General features: G+C 65.5%; 12 protein-coding genes. All 12 read right to left on the bottom strand.

Annotation, left to right across the window (positions count from 1 at the left end):
- Window positions 1-115 precede the first annotated feature (115 nt).
- Window positions 116-373 (bottom strand): preprotein translocase subunit SecG, encoded by a 258-nt coding sequence (secG, locus tag ASG92_RS09405; RefSeq protein WP_056627064.1) that lies wholly within the window; start codon window positions 371-373, stop codon window positions 116-118.
- 49 nt (window positions 374-422) lie between these two features.
- Window positions 423-1,238, bottom strand: a complete 816-nt coding sequence (gene tpiA / locus ASG92_RS09400) for a triose-phosphate isomerase (protein WP_056627061.1) — start codon at window positions 1,236-1,238, stop codon at window positions 423-425.
- A 101-nt stretch (window positions 1,239-1,339) separates the two neighbouring features.
- On the bottom strand, window positions 1,340-2,566 hold the full coding sequence (locus ASG92_RS09395; protein WP_056627058.1) for a phosphoglycerate kinase: 1,227 nt from the start codon (window positions 2,564-2,566) through the stop codon (window positions 1,340-1,342).
- 10 nt (window positions 2,567-2,576) lie between these two features.
- Complete coding sequence (gene gap, locus ASG92_RS09390) at window positions 2,577-3,587, bottom strand: type I glyceraldehyde-3-phosphate dehydrogenase (RefSeq protein WP_056627056.1); 1,011 nt, start codon at window positions 3,585-3,587, stop codon at window positions 2,577-2,579.
- Between the two features lie 266 nt (window positions 3,588-3,853).
- Window positions 3,854-4,477 (bottom strand): superoxide dismutase, encoded by a 624-nt coding sequence (locus tag ASG92_RS09385; RefSeq protein ID WP_056627054.1) that lies wholly within the window; start codon window positions 4,475-4,477, stop codon window positions 3,854-3,856.
- Window positions 4,478-4,656: 179 nt separating this feature from the next.
- Window positions 4,657-5,637 (bottom strand): DNA-binding protein WhiA, encoded by a 981-nt coding sequence (gene whiA, locus ASG92_RS09380; protein ID WP_056627051.1) that lies wholly within the window; start codon window positions 5,635-5,637, stop codon window positions 4,657-4,659.
- Between the two features lie 9 nt (window positions 5,638-5,646).
- Window positions 5,647-6,660, bottom strand: coding sequence for a uridine diphosphate-N-acetylglucosamine-binding protein YvcK (gene yvcK, locus ASG92_RS09375; protein WP_056627050.1), 1,014 nt, complete (start codon window positions 6,658-6,660; stop codon window positions 5,647-5,649).
- Window positions 6,660-7,583 (bottom strand): RNase adapter RapZ, encoded by a 924-nt coding sequence (gene rapZ / locus ASG92_RS09370; RefSeq protein ID WP_056627049.1) that lies wholly within the window; start codon window positions 7,581-7,583, stop codon window positions 6,660-6,662. Before rapZ ends, yvcK begins: the two co-directional genes overlap by 1 nt.
- 113 nt (window positions 7,584-7,696) lie before the next feature.
- Complete coding sequence (gene uvrC, locus ASG92_RS09365; RefSeq protein WP_056627048.1) at window positions 7,697-9,739, bottom strand: excinuclease ABC subunit UvrC; 2,043 nt, start codon at window positions 9,737-9,739, stop codon at window positions 7,697-7,699.
- Between the two features lie 103 nt (window positions 9,740-9,842).
- Window positions 9,843-10,511 (bottom strand): lysophospholipid acyltransferase family protein, encoded by a 669-nt coding sequence (locus ASG92_RS09360; protein ID WP_056627046.1) that lies wholly within the window; start codon window positions 10,509-10,511, stop codon window positions 9,843-9,845.
- Window positions 10,498-11,214 carry an HAD hydrolase-like protein gene (locus tag ASG92_RS09355; protein ID WP_056627044.1) on the bottom strand — a complete coding sequence of 239 codons (717 nt, stop codon included), beginning with the start codon at window positions 11,212-11,214 and terminating at the stop codon, window positions 10,498-10,500. The genes ASG92_RS09360 and ASG92_RS09355 overlap by 14 nt, the downstream gene beginning before the upstream one ends.
- A 118-nt stretch (window positions 11,215-11,332) precedes the next feature.
- Window positions 11,333-14,260, bottom strand: coding sequence for an excinuclease ABC subunit UvrA (gene uvrA, locus ASG92_RS09350; protein ID WP_056627042.1), 2,928 nt, complete (start codon window positions 14,258-14,260; stop codon window positions 11,333-11,335).
- Between the last annotated feature and the right edge of the window lie 33 nt (window positions 14,261-14,293).

Raw genomic sequence — 14,293 nt, 5'->3', positions numbered from 1 at the left:
TAATGGCTGCGCTGCCGTTAGGTTCAACAGCCAGTTTAGTGCGGAGTTGCCGGTGGTGGCAGGAAAAGGCCCGGGCAAGTCCGGAATAGATCCGCGCTTGCCCGGGCCTTTCATGCTAGGAGTCAGCTACACCCGTGAATCGCATCAGCAGGCCGAGGGCGATAATCACGGCGCCCCAGGTGATGCCAAGGATGATGGTGAACCTGTTCAGGTTTCGCTCGGCGACGCCTGAAGAGCTCAGGCCAGAACTCATTCCGCCGCCGAACATGTCTGACAGACCGCCGCCACGTCCCTTGTGGAGCAGGATGAGCAGCGTCAGCAGCAGGCTGGTGATGCCCAGGAGGATCTGCAGAATGACATGAAGAACGTCCACGACGGCCTTTCGAAGGGTAGGAAATACGGGAGTCTTGCCAGCGTCCGGACTAGCCCGTCACAAGGTGACTCTCGAACCTGACAATATTAGCAAACTCAGCCGGATCGAGGCTGGCGCCGCCCACGAGCACGCCGTCGACGTCGCGTTCCTTGAGGATGGCTGCGGCGTTGCTGGCCTTGACGGATCCGCCGTACAGCAAACGCGCCTTGGCGGCGACGTCCGCGCCGAAGAGCTCAGCGAGCTCGGCGCGGATGGCGGCGCACATTTCCTGGGCATCCTCCGGGCCGGCAACTTCACCGGTTCCGATGGCCCACACGGGCTCGTAGGCGACCACGAGCTCAGCAGCCTGCTCTGCGCTGAGTCCCTCAACGTCGGCGCGGAGCTGGCCCAGGGTGTGCTGGACGTGGGTGCCGGCCTGGCGGATTTCCAGGCCCTCGCCGACGCACAGCACCGGGGTGATGCCGTGGCGGTAGGCGGCCTTGACCTTGGCGTTGAGAACGTCGTCGGACTCGTTGTGGATGGTGCGGCGTTCGCTGTGCCCCACCAGGACGTACTTGCACCCGAGCTTGTTCAGGAACTGCCCCGAAATGTCCCCCGTGTAGGCGCCGGAGTCGAACTCGGACAGGTCCTGCCCGCCGTAGGCGATGTCGAGTTCGTCGCCCTGGACCAGCGTCTGGACGCCGCGAAGGTCGGTGAAGGGCGGGAAGACCACTGCTTCCACGCGGCTGTAGTCGTGCTTGGCGTCGGACAGGGTCCAGGCCAGCTTCTGCAGGAGGGTGATGCCCTGGACGTGGTCCATGTTCATCTTCCAGTTGCCCGCAATGAGAGGGGTGCGGTCAAAGGTGCCGTTAGTTGACGTTGTCACGTGTTCTCCAAAAAGTGCAGGTCAAATGTGCTTGTCATGTGAAACAGCCGGCAGGCGCCTTCCTTCGTGCGGAAGAAGGCGCCTGCCGGCTGGGTGTGCTTCTAGCGGTCCAGAACGCTCAGGCCGGGGAGTTCCTTGCCTTCGAGGTATTCCAGGCTGGCGCCGCCGCCCGTGGAAATGTGCCCGAACTGGTCGTCCGAGAAGCCGAGGGTGCGGACGGCCGCGGCCGAGTCTCCGCCGCCCACCACCGTGAAAGCGTCCGTCTCCGTCAGCGCCTGCGCGATGGCACGGGTGCCGGCCGAGAACGCCTCGAATTCGAACACGCCCATGGGTCCGTTCCAGAACACCGTCTTGGCGCCCTTGATCCGCTCGGCGAAGGCCTGTGCGGAGTCCGGGCCGATATCGAGGCCGATGCCCTGCGCACCGAAGCTGCTGCTTTCGATGGCCTCCGCACTGACGGTCTCGTGATCGGCGTCGGCCGCGAACTTCGCTGCCACCACTACGTCGGTGGGCACCACGAACTCCGTGCCGGCGTCGGCTGCACGCTTGAGGTAGTCCTGGACGACAGGGATCTGATCCTCTTCCAGCAGGCTGCCGGCGACCTTGTTGCCTTCGGCTGCAAGGAAGGTGAACAGCATGCCGCCGCCCACAAGGATCGTGTCCGCCTTGCCGATGAGGTTATCGATGACGGCGAGCTTGTCGGAAACCTTGGAGCCGCCGAGCACCACGACATAGGGGCGCTGGGTGTCTGCCGTCAGCTTGCGCAGCACCTCCACCTCCGTGTGGACGAGGTCGCCCTGGTACGACGGAAGCCGGGTGGCGACGTCGTAAACGCTGGCGTGCTTGCGGTGCACGGCACCGAAGGCATCGTCGACGTAGGCGCCGTTTTCCCCGGTCAGGGCCACCAGTTCATCAGCAAAGGCGCCGCGCTCGGCGTCGTCCTTGCTGGTCTCGCGGGCGTCGAAGCGCACGTTCTCGAGCACCAGGACCTGGCCGTCCTGCAGCGAAGCGGCCAGCTCCTTGGCCGACGTGCCGACTGTGTCATCGGCGAGAGTGGCCTTGAACGGGGCGAGCTCAGCGAGCCGTGTGATGGCCGGCTTGAGCGAATATTTGTCTTCCGGGGCGCCCTTGGGGCGGCCGAGGTGGGCTGTGACCAGCACGCGGGCACCGGCGTCCGTGAGCTTCGTCAGGACTGGGAGGGACGCTTTGATGCGGCCGTCGTCAGTCACTTCAGAGCCGTCGAGCGGCACATTCAGGTCACTTCGAACCAGAATGTACCGCCCGCGGACACCATCAGCGATCAGTTCGTTGAGGGTGTGGAATGTCATGTGTCTAACCCTAGCCCAGCTTGGATGCTACGAGCTCCGTGAGGTCGACTAGACGGTTGGAGTAGCCCCATTCGTTGTCATACCAGGAAACAACCTTGACCTGGTTGCCGATGACCTTGGTCAGTCCTGAGTCGAAGATGGAGGAAGCGGGGTCGCCGACGATGTCCGAGGAGACGATCGGAGCGTCCGTGTAGGTCAGGATGCCCTGGAACGCGTCCGAGTCGGCCGCCTTCTTCAGTGCAGCGTTGACCTCTTCAACAGTGGTCTCGCGCGAAACGGTGACGGTGAGGTCCGTGGCGGAGCCGGTGGGGACGGGAACGCGGATGGCGTAGCCGTCCAGCTTGCCCTTGAGCTCCGGCAGGACGAGGCCGATTGCCTTGGCCGCACCGGTGGAGGTCGGGACCATATTGATCGCGGCGGCGCGGGCGCGGCGGAGGTCGTTGTGCGGGCCGTCCTGCAGGTTCTGGTCGGCCGTGTAGGCGTGAACGGTGGTCATGAGGCCACGCTCGATGCCGAACTCGTCGTTGATGACCTTGGCCAGCGGGCCGAGGCAGTTGGTGGTGCAGGAGGCGTTGGAGATGATGTTGTGCGCTGCGGAGTCGTACAGCTCGTGGTTCACGCCCATCACGATCGTGATGTCCTCATCGGAGGCCGGGGCAGAGATCAGGACCTTCTTGGCGCCGGCGTCAATGTGCTTCTGCGCGGCAGCGGCCTTGGTGAAGAAGCCGGTGGACTCGATGACGATGTCGACGCCCAGCTCGCCCCAGGGGAGGTTGGCGGGGTCGCGCTCGGCGAGGACCTTGATGACGTTGCCGTTGACAACGATGTTGCCGTCCTTGACCTCAACGGTTTCGGTCAGGCGGCCGCCGACGGAGTCGTACTTGAGCAGGTGGGCCAGCGCTTCGGGGCTGGTGAGGTCGTTGACGGCAACGATCTCGAGGTCCGCACCCTGTGCAAGCGCTGCGCGGAAGTAGTTGCGGCCGATGCGGCCAAAGCCGTTAATACCAATACGGGTGGTCACTTTTTCAGTCTCCTTGGTGCTTGTAAAGCACAACTAGTTGAGCGGGCGTTCAAGCCAACTAACAGATCCCGCACGCCATTGGGCAGAGATGATTACCAGATCGGAGGGCGACCAGCCACATTGCTGAAGGCTAACCGCCTTCCGTGATCCATCTTACGTTTAAGAAGGTCCGCCCCCGCAAGTGCGGGGGCGGACCGTCCACGATTCGGCCCTAAAGCAACCGAATGTGAAGTTTGTTACTGGCGCGTGTACGGCGCGTCACACTATTAGAGCGTGATCAGACCGGTGGCGTTGGCGTGGGCCGCAGCAAAGCGCTGTGCGACGTCGGCCCAGTTGACGATGTTCCAGAACGCCTTGACGTAGTCAGCCTTGACGTTGACGTAGTCGAGGTAGAAGGCGTGCTCCCACATGTCGAGCATGAGCAGCGGGGTGGTGCCCAGTGCAACGTTGCCCTGCTGGTCATAGAGCTGCTCGATGACCAGGTTTCCGCCGATGGGTTCGTAGGCGAGGAAGCCCCACCCGGAACCCTGCAGGCCGAGGGCGGCTGCGGAGAACTGGGCACGGAAGGCGTCGAAGGAGCCGAAGGCGTCGTCGATGGCGGCAGCCAGCTCACCTTCCGGCTTGTCGCCGCCGTCCGGCGAGAGGTTGTTCCAGAACACGGAGTGGTTGATGTGACCGCCGGTGTGGAAGGCCAAGTCCTTGGAAAGCCGGTTGATGTTGGCGAAGTCGCCCTTGTCGCGGGCGTCTGCGAGCTGGGCCAAGGCGTTGTTGGCCCCTGCCACGTAGGCAGCGTGGTGCTTGCTGTGGTGCAGCTCCATGATCCTCGCTGAGATGTGGGGCTCCAGCGCTGCGTAGTCGTAGCTGAGTTCGGGCAGAACGTACTCGGTCACAAAATCCTCCAATGTCGTGGACAGTTTGTCCGGTTCGGTAACTCTCGGATTGTGCATCCGGATGACGGGTCACCCGGAAGTCTGCGGTGGCGGGTCCCCTGCGGACCACCCTCCACGAGCCGTAACTCCCGGGCCGTCCAAGGTATTTCCGCCACCTGGTCTTGATTCTAGGGGCGCATTTACTCGTCCAGCATTTCCGGCGTCACATTGGCGTCCGTGCCGGGAATGCCGAGGTCGGTGGCGCGTTTGTCCGCCATGGCCAGCAGGCGGCGGATGCGGCCGGCGATTGCGTCCTTGGTCATGGGCGGATCGGCGAGCCGGCCGAGCTCGTCGAGGCTTGCCTGTTTGTGGGCCACCCTGAGTTCCCCGGCGTACTTCAGGTGCTCCGGGACGTCGTCGCCGAGGATTTCCAGGGCGCGGTCAACACGGGCTCCTGCGGCGACCGCCGCCTGCGCCGAGCGGCGCAGGTTCGCGTCGTCGAAGTTCGCGAGCCGGTTGGCGGTGGCGCGGACTTCCTTCCGCATGCGGCGTTCCTCCCAGACCATCAGGGCGTCGTGGGCACCCATCCTGGTAAGCAGCGCCGCGATGGTGTCGCCGTCCCGGATCACCACGCGGTCCACTCCCCTGACTTCGCGGGCCTTGGCCTGAATGCCGAGCCGCCTGGCGGCCCCGACGAGGGCCAGCGCCGACTCGGGTCCCGGACAGGTGACCTCCATGGACGAGGACCGGCCGGGTTCCGTGAGTGATCCGTGTGCCAGGAAGGCCCCGCGCCACACGGCCTCGGCGTCGGCGGCGGAACCGTTGACCACCACGGAGGGAAGCCCGCGCACCGGGCGGCCGCGCGTGTCGAGGAGTCCGGTCTGCCGCGCCAACGCCTCGCCGTCCCGGACAACCCGCACCACATAGCGGTTCCCGCGGCGGAGCCCGCTGCCGGAAACGACGATGATTTCGCTCTGGTGTCCGTAGACTTCGGCGATGGCGGCCCGCAGCCGCCGTGCCGTGGAGGCCAGGTCCACTTCGGCCTCGATGACAATCCGCCCCGAAATGATGTGCAGCCCGCCGGCGAAGCGGAGCATGGCCGACACTTCAGCCTTCCGGACCGATGACTTCTTTATGTCCAGGCGGGACAGTTCTTCCTTGACTGATGCTGTCAGTGCCATGGCACCTTCCTAACTGTTCCCAAAAATATCCTGGTAAGCCGTAGCCAGCCGCAGGGGGTCGTGGACCGGACGCCGACCCGAAGCCCCTACTTTACCCAAGACAACCTCGGCTCCGATCATCCCTGCAGCCTTCTCAAATTCCCGCAGGTCCGAAACCGAGGCGGGATCCGCCAACACGACGTCGGCGCTGAACTCGGGCGCGTATTCCCGCAGGACGTGCAGGTGGTCGGCTGCGGACATCCCGGACGTTTCCTTGGTGTCCATGGCGAGGTTCATGGTTACGCACCTCTTGGCCGGAGTGTCACACAGGGCCTGCCTCATCTCAGGCAGCAGCAGGTGCGGAAGGACTGAGGTGTACCAGGAGCCCGGGCCCAGCACCACCCAGTCGGCGAGTTCAATCGCGGTCAGCGCCTCCACGCACGCGGGCGCGTGGTCAGGAAGCAGCCTCACGCTCTCGAGCGAGCCGGCCACCGCGCACCGCGCCTGGCCCCTGATGGTGGTGAGCGTGCTGCTGCCGTCAGGGGCGGCAACCCGCACGTCACCCTCGATCGTCAGCGGCACCGTGGACATGGGCAGGACCTGGCCGCGGGCTCCCAGCAGGGCCCCGGCCCACTTCAGCCCGGCCACCGCATCACCCAGCAGCTCCCAGAGCGTGACGATCAGCAGGTTTCCCATGGCGTGGTCGTCCAGCGAGCCGCTGCCGCGCGGGGACTTGAACCGGTGCTGCATGACGTCGCGCCAGGTGCGGCCCCAGTCGGTGTCGTCGCACAGCGCGGACAGCGCCATGCGGAGATCGCCAGGCGGCAGGACACCGTACTCCTGGCGGAGACGGCCGGAGGATCCGCCGTCGTCCGCAACGGTGACTATCGCCGTCAGTTCGGAGGTCAGCAGCCGAAGTGCCGACAGCGACGCCGAGAGGCCGTGGCCTCCGCCGAGGGCCACGACGGAGGGGCCTTTGGCCTGTTGGGAGCCGGACAGGCCGGCCGGCGGAACCAGTGGCAGCGGGCCGGTGAGCACGCCCATTACTCGCGGCCCAGATCCCGGTGCGTCGTGGTCACCGTCACGCGCGGATATTGCGCAAGTTTCTTGGACAGCTCGACGGCGACCGCCACCGAGCGGTGTTTTCCGCCGGTGCAGCCCACCGCGATGGTGGCGTAGTGCTTGTTCTCCCGCCGGTAGCCGTCCAGGACCGGCTCCAGGGCAAGGACGTAGCGTTCGACGAAACTTGGCACCCCCTCGGCCTTGAGGACGTAGTCGCTCACGTCATGGTCCAGGCCGGTGTGCGGGCGCAGTTTGGGGACCCAGTGGGGGTTGGGGATGAACCGGACGTCCGCCACGTAGTTCGCGTCCACGGGCAGGCCGTATTTGAAGCCGAAGCTCATGACGTTGAGCCGCAGTGCCACCGGACCGGTTTCCGAGAAGAGTTCCGTGACCGCGGTGGCGAGCCCGTGCACGTTGAGCGTCGTCGTGTCCAGGACAAGGTCGGCGGAATCCCGCAGTTCCGTCAGGAGGTCGCGTTCCGCGGCAATGCCGTCCAGGATCCGGCCGCCGCCCTGTAGCGGGTGCGGGCGCCTTCCCTGCTCGAAGCGGCGGACCAGGACGTCGTCGCTTGCATCAAGGAACAGCACGCGGAACGTGACGCCGCTCGCGGCGAGGGCACCGAGGGCGGTCCGGATGTCCGCGAACAGCGCCTTGCTCCGCACGTCCATGACGACGGCGAGCCTGGGGATGGACTGCGGGGCGTGCGACACCAGCTCGGCGAGCGTGCCCAGCATTTGCGGGGGCAGGTTTTCCACGACGTACCAGCCGTGGTCCTCGAGGGCATCCGAGGCGGTGCTGCGGCCGGCGCCGGACATTCCCGTCACCACGAGCATTTCCGCTTCGGCGGGCTTGACGGGCGTCAGGCCGTCCTCGTCCGCGCCGGATCCCGCCGTCGACTCTGCCATTAATTCCAGCCCCATTCCTGCCGTTGCTTCTTGTGTGCTGCGTCCCGTGTATTGCGCACACCTCGGCGCACGTCGGATTCCGTACTTACCCTAGCTAACATTCAGGACGCTAGCTAAGTTTCGAGGACTTCCCCGGTGGTCATGTTGATGGCCGGCATCGCGTCGTCGGCCGCGCCGCCGGCTCCGCCCGCACTGAAATGGGTGACGATCACCGCAGCCAGCGCCGGTCCGATGCCCTTGGCCGTCATGAGTTCCTCAGCGGTGGCCGCCTTGATTTTCCGGACTGAGCCGAACTGGGCCAGCAGCGCCTTGCGCTTGGACTCGCCGAGGCCCGGCACGCCGTCCAGGGCGGAGACCGTCATTGCCTTGCCGCGCTTCTGCCGGTGGAACGAGATGGCGAAGCGGTGGGCCTCGTCGCGGATGCGCTGCAGCATGTACAAGCCCTGGGAGGAGCGGGGCAGGATGACCGGGAAGTCGCTGTCCGGTAGCCACACTTCCTCAAGCCGCTTGGCAAGGCCAACGACATAGACGTCATCGACCCCTAGCTCGGCCAGGGCACGGGCGGCGGCATTGACCTGCGGCTTGCCGCCGTCCACCACCACGAGGTTGGGCGGGTAGGCGAATTTTGCCCGCGGAGCGGCGGTGGTGGTGTCCGCAATACTGGCGTCCGAAACCGTGGCGTCCGCAGAGTCGGCGGCTTTGGCCGCGGGGTCCGGCTCCGGGGATTCCAGCTCGGAGGCTGCCACCTGCGCGGTTTTGTCCACCAGATAGTGGCGGAAGCGCCGGGTCAGGACGTCGTGCATGGCGGCGGTGTCATCGGTTGCCGCCGCTCCGGTGATGGCGAACTTCCGGTAGTCGGACTTCTTGGGCAGCCCGTCTTCCACCACCACCATCGACGCCACCACGTTGGTCCCCTGGACGTGGGAGACGTCGTAGCATTCGATGCGCAGCAACGGGACGGGCAGTTCCAGTGCTTCCTGAAGTTCCTGCAGCGCCTGGGACCTCACAGTGAGATCGCCGGCGCGCCGTGTCTTGTGCAGCCTGAGGGCGTGTTCGGCGTTCTCCCGGACCGTGGACATCAGGGCGGCTTTGTCGCCTCGCTGCGGAACCCGGATGTCGACTTTGGCTCCGCGGAGGCCGCCCAGCCACACGGCCAGGTCCTGCGCGTTGCTGGGCTCGACCGGCACGAGCACCTCCCGGGGAAGCCGCCCCTGGGTGTCGCCGTCCTCGCCGTAGACCTGCTGGAGCAGGTGCTCCACCAGGTCCGGGGTGGTGGCGTCCTCCACTTTTTCGACCACCCACCCACGCTGGCCTTTGACGCGGCCGCCGCGGACATGGAAAACCTGGACCGCCGCTTCGAGTTCGTCCTCGTACAGCGCGAAGACGTCGGCGTCCGTGTCCTCAGCCAGCACCACGGCGTTCCGCTCGAAGACCTTGCGGAGGGCGGCGATGTCGTCGCGGAGCCTGGCGGCCCGTTCGTAGTCCAGTTCCGCTACGGCCGCCGCCATCTCCTTTTCCAGACGGCTGATGAACCGCTTGGCCTCGCCGCCCATGAAGGCGCAGAAGTCCTCGGCCAGGGCCCGGTGTTCTTCGGGAGTGACGCGCCCGACGCACGGGGCCGAGCACTTGTCGATGTAGCCCAACAGGCACGGCCGGCCGCTGGCCTGGGCGCGCTTCAGCACGCCGGGGCTGCAGCTGCGCACAGGAAATACCCGGAGCAGGGTGTCCATGGTTTCCCGGATGGCGCCGGCCGTGTAGGGACCGAAGTAGCGCGTGCCTTTCTTCCGCTCGCCCCGCATGACCTGCACGCGCGGCAGCTTCTCCCCCATGGTGACGGCCAGGTAGGGGTAAGTCTTGTCATCCCGGAAGACCACGTTGAACCGCGGCTTGAATTCCTTGATCCAGGTGTATTCCAGCTGCAGGGATTCCAGCTCGCTGCCCACTACCGTCCACTCGACGCTGCTGGCCGCGTGGACCATCGCGTGCGTCTTCGGCAACAGCCCCGCGGGGTTCGCGAAGTACGTATTCAGGCGCGAGCGGAGGTTCTTGGCCTTGCCGACGTAGACGACCCGCCCGTGGGGATCCCTGAACCTGTAGACGCCCGGATTGGTCGGAATCTCACCCGTCTGGGGCCTGTAACTCGTTGGATCTGCCACGGTTCCAGTCTACTGAGCCGGCGACCGGCCGAATGCCATCCACGAGGCGCTTTGACCGAGGCTGCCCTGCAGAAGGCCCCCGCGCAAGGAACCGGCCGGCGTCCTACTCGACGGTTTTGCTCTGGTTGTAGCTGGCGGAGCGTTCCTGCCCGCTGAGTTCGGCGATGGCGTCCATGATGCGGTCGGTGACCTGGCGGCGCGCCGGCAGCGAGTGATCCGGCCCGGTCTTGTCGAAGTAGAGCGGCTCGCCGACTTTCATGGTGAAGTGCTGCGGCTTGACCGCGTTGCGGCCCGCGGGCTGCAGCTTCTCCGTGCCGATCAGCCCGACCGGGATCACCGGCGCGCCGGTGGTCAGGGCCAGCCAGCCGACGCCGGTCCGGCCCCGGTAGAGGATCCCGTCGCGGGAGCGGGTGCCCTCGGGATAGATTCCGATTCCCCGCCCGTCCTCCAGGATGTCAAGGAGCGTCTTCAGCGCCTGTACGCTGGCTGCCTGCTCGCCGCGCTCGACCGGAATCGATCCCACTGCTTCAAAGAAGGACTTCATAATGCGTCCTTTGACGCCCTTCGTGGTGAAGTATTCCGCCTTGGCGAAGAAGGCGACAGGGCGGGGCATGAGGGCCTGCACGATCACGCTGTCAAGAAAAGAGAGGTGGTTGGGGGCTACGATGAACGGACCCTCCTTGGGGACGTTCTCGAGTCCGATCACCGTGGGCCGGCACGTTCCCGAGATGAGGCCGCGCGTGGTCCAGCGGATTCCGTCAAACAGCTCCATCGTTGCGCACCTCGCTCAGTGCTGCGGCCCGGACTGCTTCCAGCTCCTCGATTTTGCTGCGCAAGGTCAGGGAGTCGTGGACCACGGCCACGGCCCCCGCTTCCTCCAGTTCGCCGTCGGGGGCAAAGCCCCAGCTGACACCGATGCAGTCAATACCGTTGGCGAAGGCGCCTGCTACGTCCTGGGCCCTGTCCCCCACCATGATGGCGTGCTGCGTGCGGAGGTCTGCCAAGGCGGCCGCGATGATCCCGGTCTTCCCGACGGGCCCTGCGGCTGTTGCGGTCTCGTCCGCGGCGGAGCCCCTGATGAAGTGGAACCGGTCGGCAATCCCGTGGTGCCCGAGGACGAGGTTCGCCAGGTTTTCCGGCTTCTGCGTGGCCACCGCGACAGGCCGTCCGGAGGCGACGTAGCCGTCGAGGAGCTCAACAATGCCGGGGTAAAGGCGGCTCTGCGCTATGCCGCTTTCAAGGTAGTGCTGGCGGTAGATCCGGACGGCGTCCGCCAGCAGGGCTGCCGGGACGCCTGCGACGTTCAGCAGTGAGTCGCTCAGCTTGGGCCCGATCATGGCGTTCAGGACGTCCTGGCCGGGGACAGGCAGTCCCAGTTCCGTGAGAGCCGACGCAATTCCGTCTGTTATCCCGCCGGCCGGATCGACAAGAGTGCCGTCCAGGTCGAAGATCACGGGTACTGTTGTTGAAGTCACCGGCTTAGTTTCTCACGACAGCACCCCTGCACAAACTCACATGCCGTGCGGGGAATACTTCGGGCGGGTCTCGGGGCCCCCGCCGTCGTGCCGTGCGACGGACCGGACCCCGCGGCTCCTACCCCAGGATTTCAGCCAGGAACGAGGCCGTGTGGCTCTCCTTCGACTTGGCAAGCTGCTCCGGCGTGCCCGACGCCACGATCCGCCCGCCGCCCGAACCGCCGTCAGGACCCAGGTCCACGATCCAGTCCGCGCTCTTGATGACATCCAGGTTGTGTTCGATGGTGATGACAGTGTTCCCCTTGTCCACCAGGCCCTGCAGCACCATCAGCAGCTTGCGGATGTCTTCGAAGTGCAGGCCGGTGGTTGGCTCATCAAGCACGTAGACGCTGCGCCCGTTCGACCGCTTCTGGAGCTCGGCGGCCAGCTTGACGCGCTGGGCTTCGCCGCCGGACAGCGTGGTGGCCGGTTGGCCCAGGCGGACGTACCCCAGGCCGACGTCCACCAGCGTGTTCAGGTGGCGGGCGATCGGTGAAAATGCCGCGAAGAACTCTGCCCCCTCCTCGATGGGCATGTTTAGCACGTCCGCGATGGTCTTGCCCTTGTAGTGCACCTCGAGTGTCTCGCGGTTGTACCGCGCGCCGTGGCACACCTCGCACGGAACGTAGACGTCGGGCAGGAAGTTCATCTCGATCTTCAGGGTGCCGTCACCGGAGCAGGCCTCACAGCGCCCGCCCTTGACGTTGAAGGAGAAGCGGCCCGGCATATAGCCGCGGACCTTGGCCTCGGTGGTCTCGGCGAACAGCTTGCGGATGTTGTCGAACACGCCGGTGTAGGTCGCCGGGTTGGAGCGCGGAGTGCGTCCGATCGGGCTCTGGTCCACGTGGACCACCTTGTCCAGGTGTTCGAGCCCCTGGACCGTGCGGTGCCGCCCGGCCACCTGCTTGGCGCCGTTGAGCTTGTTGGCCAGGACCTTGTACAGGATCTCGTTGACCAGGGTCGACTTGCCGGAGCCGCTTACCCCTGTCACCGCCGTGAACAGCCCCAGCGGGAACGCGGCGTCGACGTTGATGAGGTTGTTTTCGCGCGCCCCGACGACCTTCAGCTCACGCTTTTTGTCGTACTTGCGGCGCTTCTTGGGGATCTCGATCTTCTTGCGCCCCGAAAGGTAGTCGCCCGTGAGCGATTCCGTGTTCTCGAGGAGGGCCTTGTAGGAACCGGAATGGACCACTTGCCCGCCGTGTTCCCCCGCCCCCGGCCCGATGTCCACGATCCAGTCCGCTTCGTGGATGGTGTCTTCATCGTGCTCGACAACAATGAGCGTGTTGCCCATGTCCCTCAGCCGGGTGAGGGTCTCGATGAGCCGGCGGTTGTCCCTCTGATGCAGGCCGATGGAGGGCTCATCGAGGACGTAGAGAACGCCCACGAGGCCGGAACCGATCTGGGTGGCGAGCCGGATGCGCTGCGCCTCGCCGCCGGACAGGGTTGCCGACGGGCGTTCAAGGTTCAGGTATTCCAGGCCGACGTCCAACAGGAACGTCAGCCGGGCCTGGATTTCCTTGAGGACCTGGTGGGCGATCTGCGCCTCGCGTCCTGTCAGGACAAGGTTGTTGAGGAACTCGGCACACTCGCGCATGGGCAGCGCAGCCACCTCGGCGATCGACTTGCCGTTGATGAGGACGGACAGCGACGCCGGGTTCAGGCGTGCGCCGTTGCAGGCGGGGCAGGGAACCTGCCGCATGTATTCCTCGTAGCGGTCGCGGGCCCAGTCGGAGTCCGTTTCGCCGTGCTTGCGGTGCACATACTGAATGGCGCCCTCGAAGCCTGTGCTGTACTTGCGCTCCCGGCCAAACCTGTTGCGGTACTGGACCACCACCTTGTGGTCTTTTCCGTGGAGGACGGTCTGGCGGACGTCGGCCGGCAGTTTTTCCCACGGGGTGTCCATGGAGAAACCGAGTTCCTTGGCCAGTCCGTCGAGGAGCCGGTTCCAGTATTCCGTGGTGGCTGTGCCGAGTGACCACGGGGCTATGGCGCCTTCACCCAGCGAGAGCTCCGGGTTGGGGACGATGAGTTCCTCGTCAACCTCGAGCTTGGTGCCAATGCCGCTGCAGGCGGAGCAGGCGCCGAAGGGGTTGTTGAACGAGAACGATCTCGGTTCGATTTCGTCGATGGCCAGCGGATGCTCGTTGGGGCAGGCAAGGTTCTCGGAAAAGGCACGCAGGCGGCCGTTATCATCGGCGTCCAGGTCAACGAAGTCGGCCAGCACGCGCCCCTCGGCAAGGCCGAGGGCCGTTTCGATGGAGTCCGTCAGGCGCTGCCTGATGCCCTCCTTGACCACCAGCCGGTCGACCACCACCTCGATGGTGTGCTTGAACTGTTTGCCAAGCTTGGGTGGGTCGCTGAGCTGGACGGGCTCGCCGTCCACCCGGGCGCGCGAGTAGCCCTTCGCGGTCAGCTCCTTGAAGAGGTCCACGAATTCACCCTTGCGGCCCCGCACGACGGGCGCGAGGATCTGGAAGCGTGTGCCGTCCTCCAGTTCCAGCAGCTGGTCCACAATCTGCTGGGGCGTCTGCTTGATGACCGGTTCGCCGCAGACAGGGCAGTACGGACGGCCCACGCGTGCCCACAGGAGGCGCATGTAGTCGTAGATTTCGGTGATGGTGCCGACCGTTGAGCGCGGGTTCTTGCTCGTGGACTTCTGGTCGATCGAGACCGCGGGCGAAAGGCCTTCGATGAAGTCGACGTCGGGCTTGTCCACCTGCCCCAGGAACTGCCGGGCATAGGCCGAGAGGGACTCGACATAGCGGCGCTGGCCCTCGGCGAAGATGGTGTCAAAAGCGAGGGACGACTTGCCTGAGCCGGACAGCCCGGTGAAGACGATCATGGCGTCGCGGGGAAGGTCGAGGTCGACGTTGCGCAAGTTGTGTTCGCGCGCGCCCTTGACGACCAGGCGGGAGAGATCCGGGCGGGCCGGTTTGGGGTGGTTCAGCGGCACGACGGCGGAGTGGGCATCAACGGCTGTTTCTTCAGCTACGGCTTTAGGCACGGACTAATGCTAATCGAAAACTTCTTCGAATAT

The organism is Arthrobacter sp. Soil736, assembly GCF_001428005.1.
Lineage (GTDB): Bacteria > Actinomycetota > Actinomycetes > Actinomycetales > Micrococcaceae > Arthrobacter.
The sequence above is the reverse complement of the archived record's forward strand: the minus strand, read 5'-3'. Positions and strand labels throughout refer to the sequence as shown.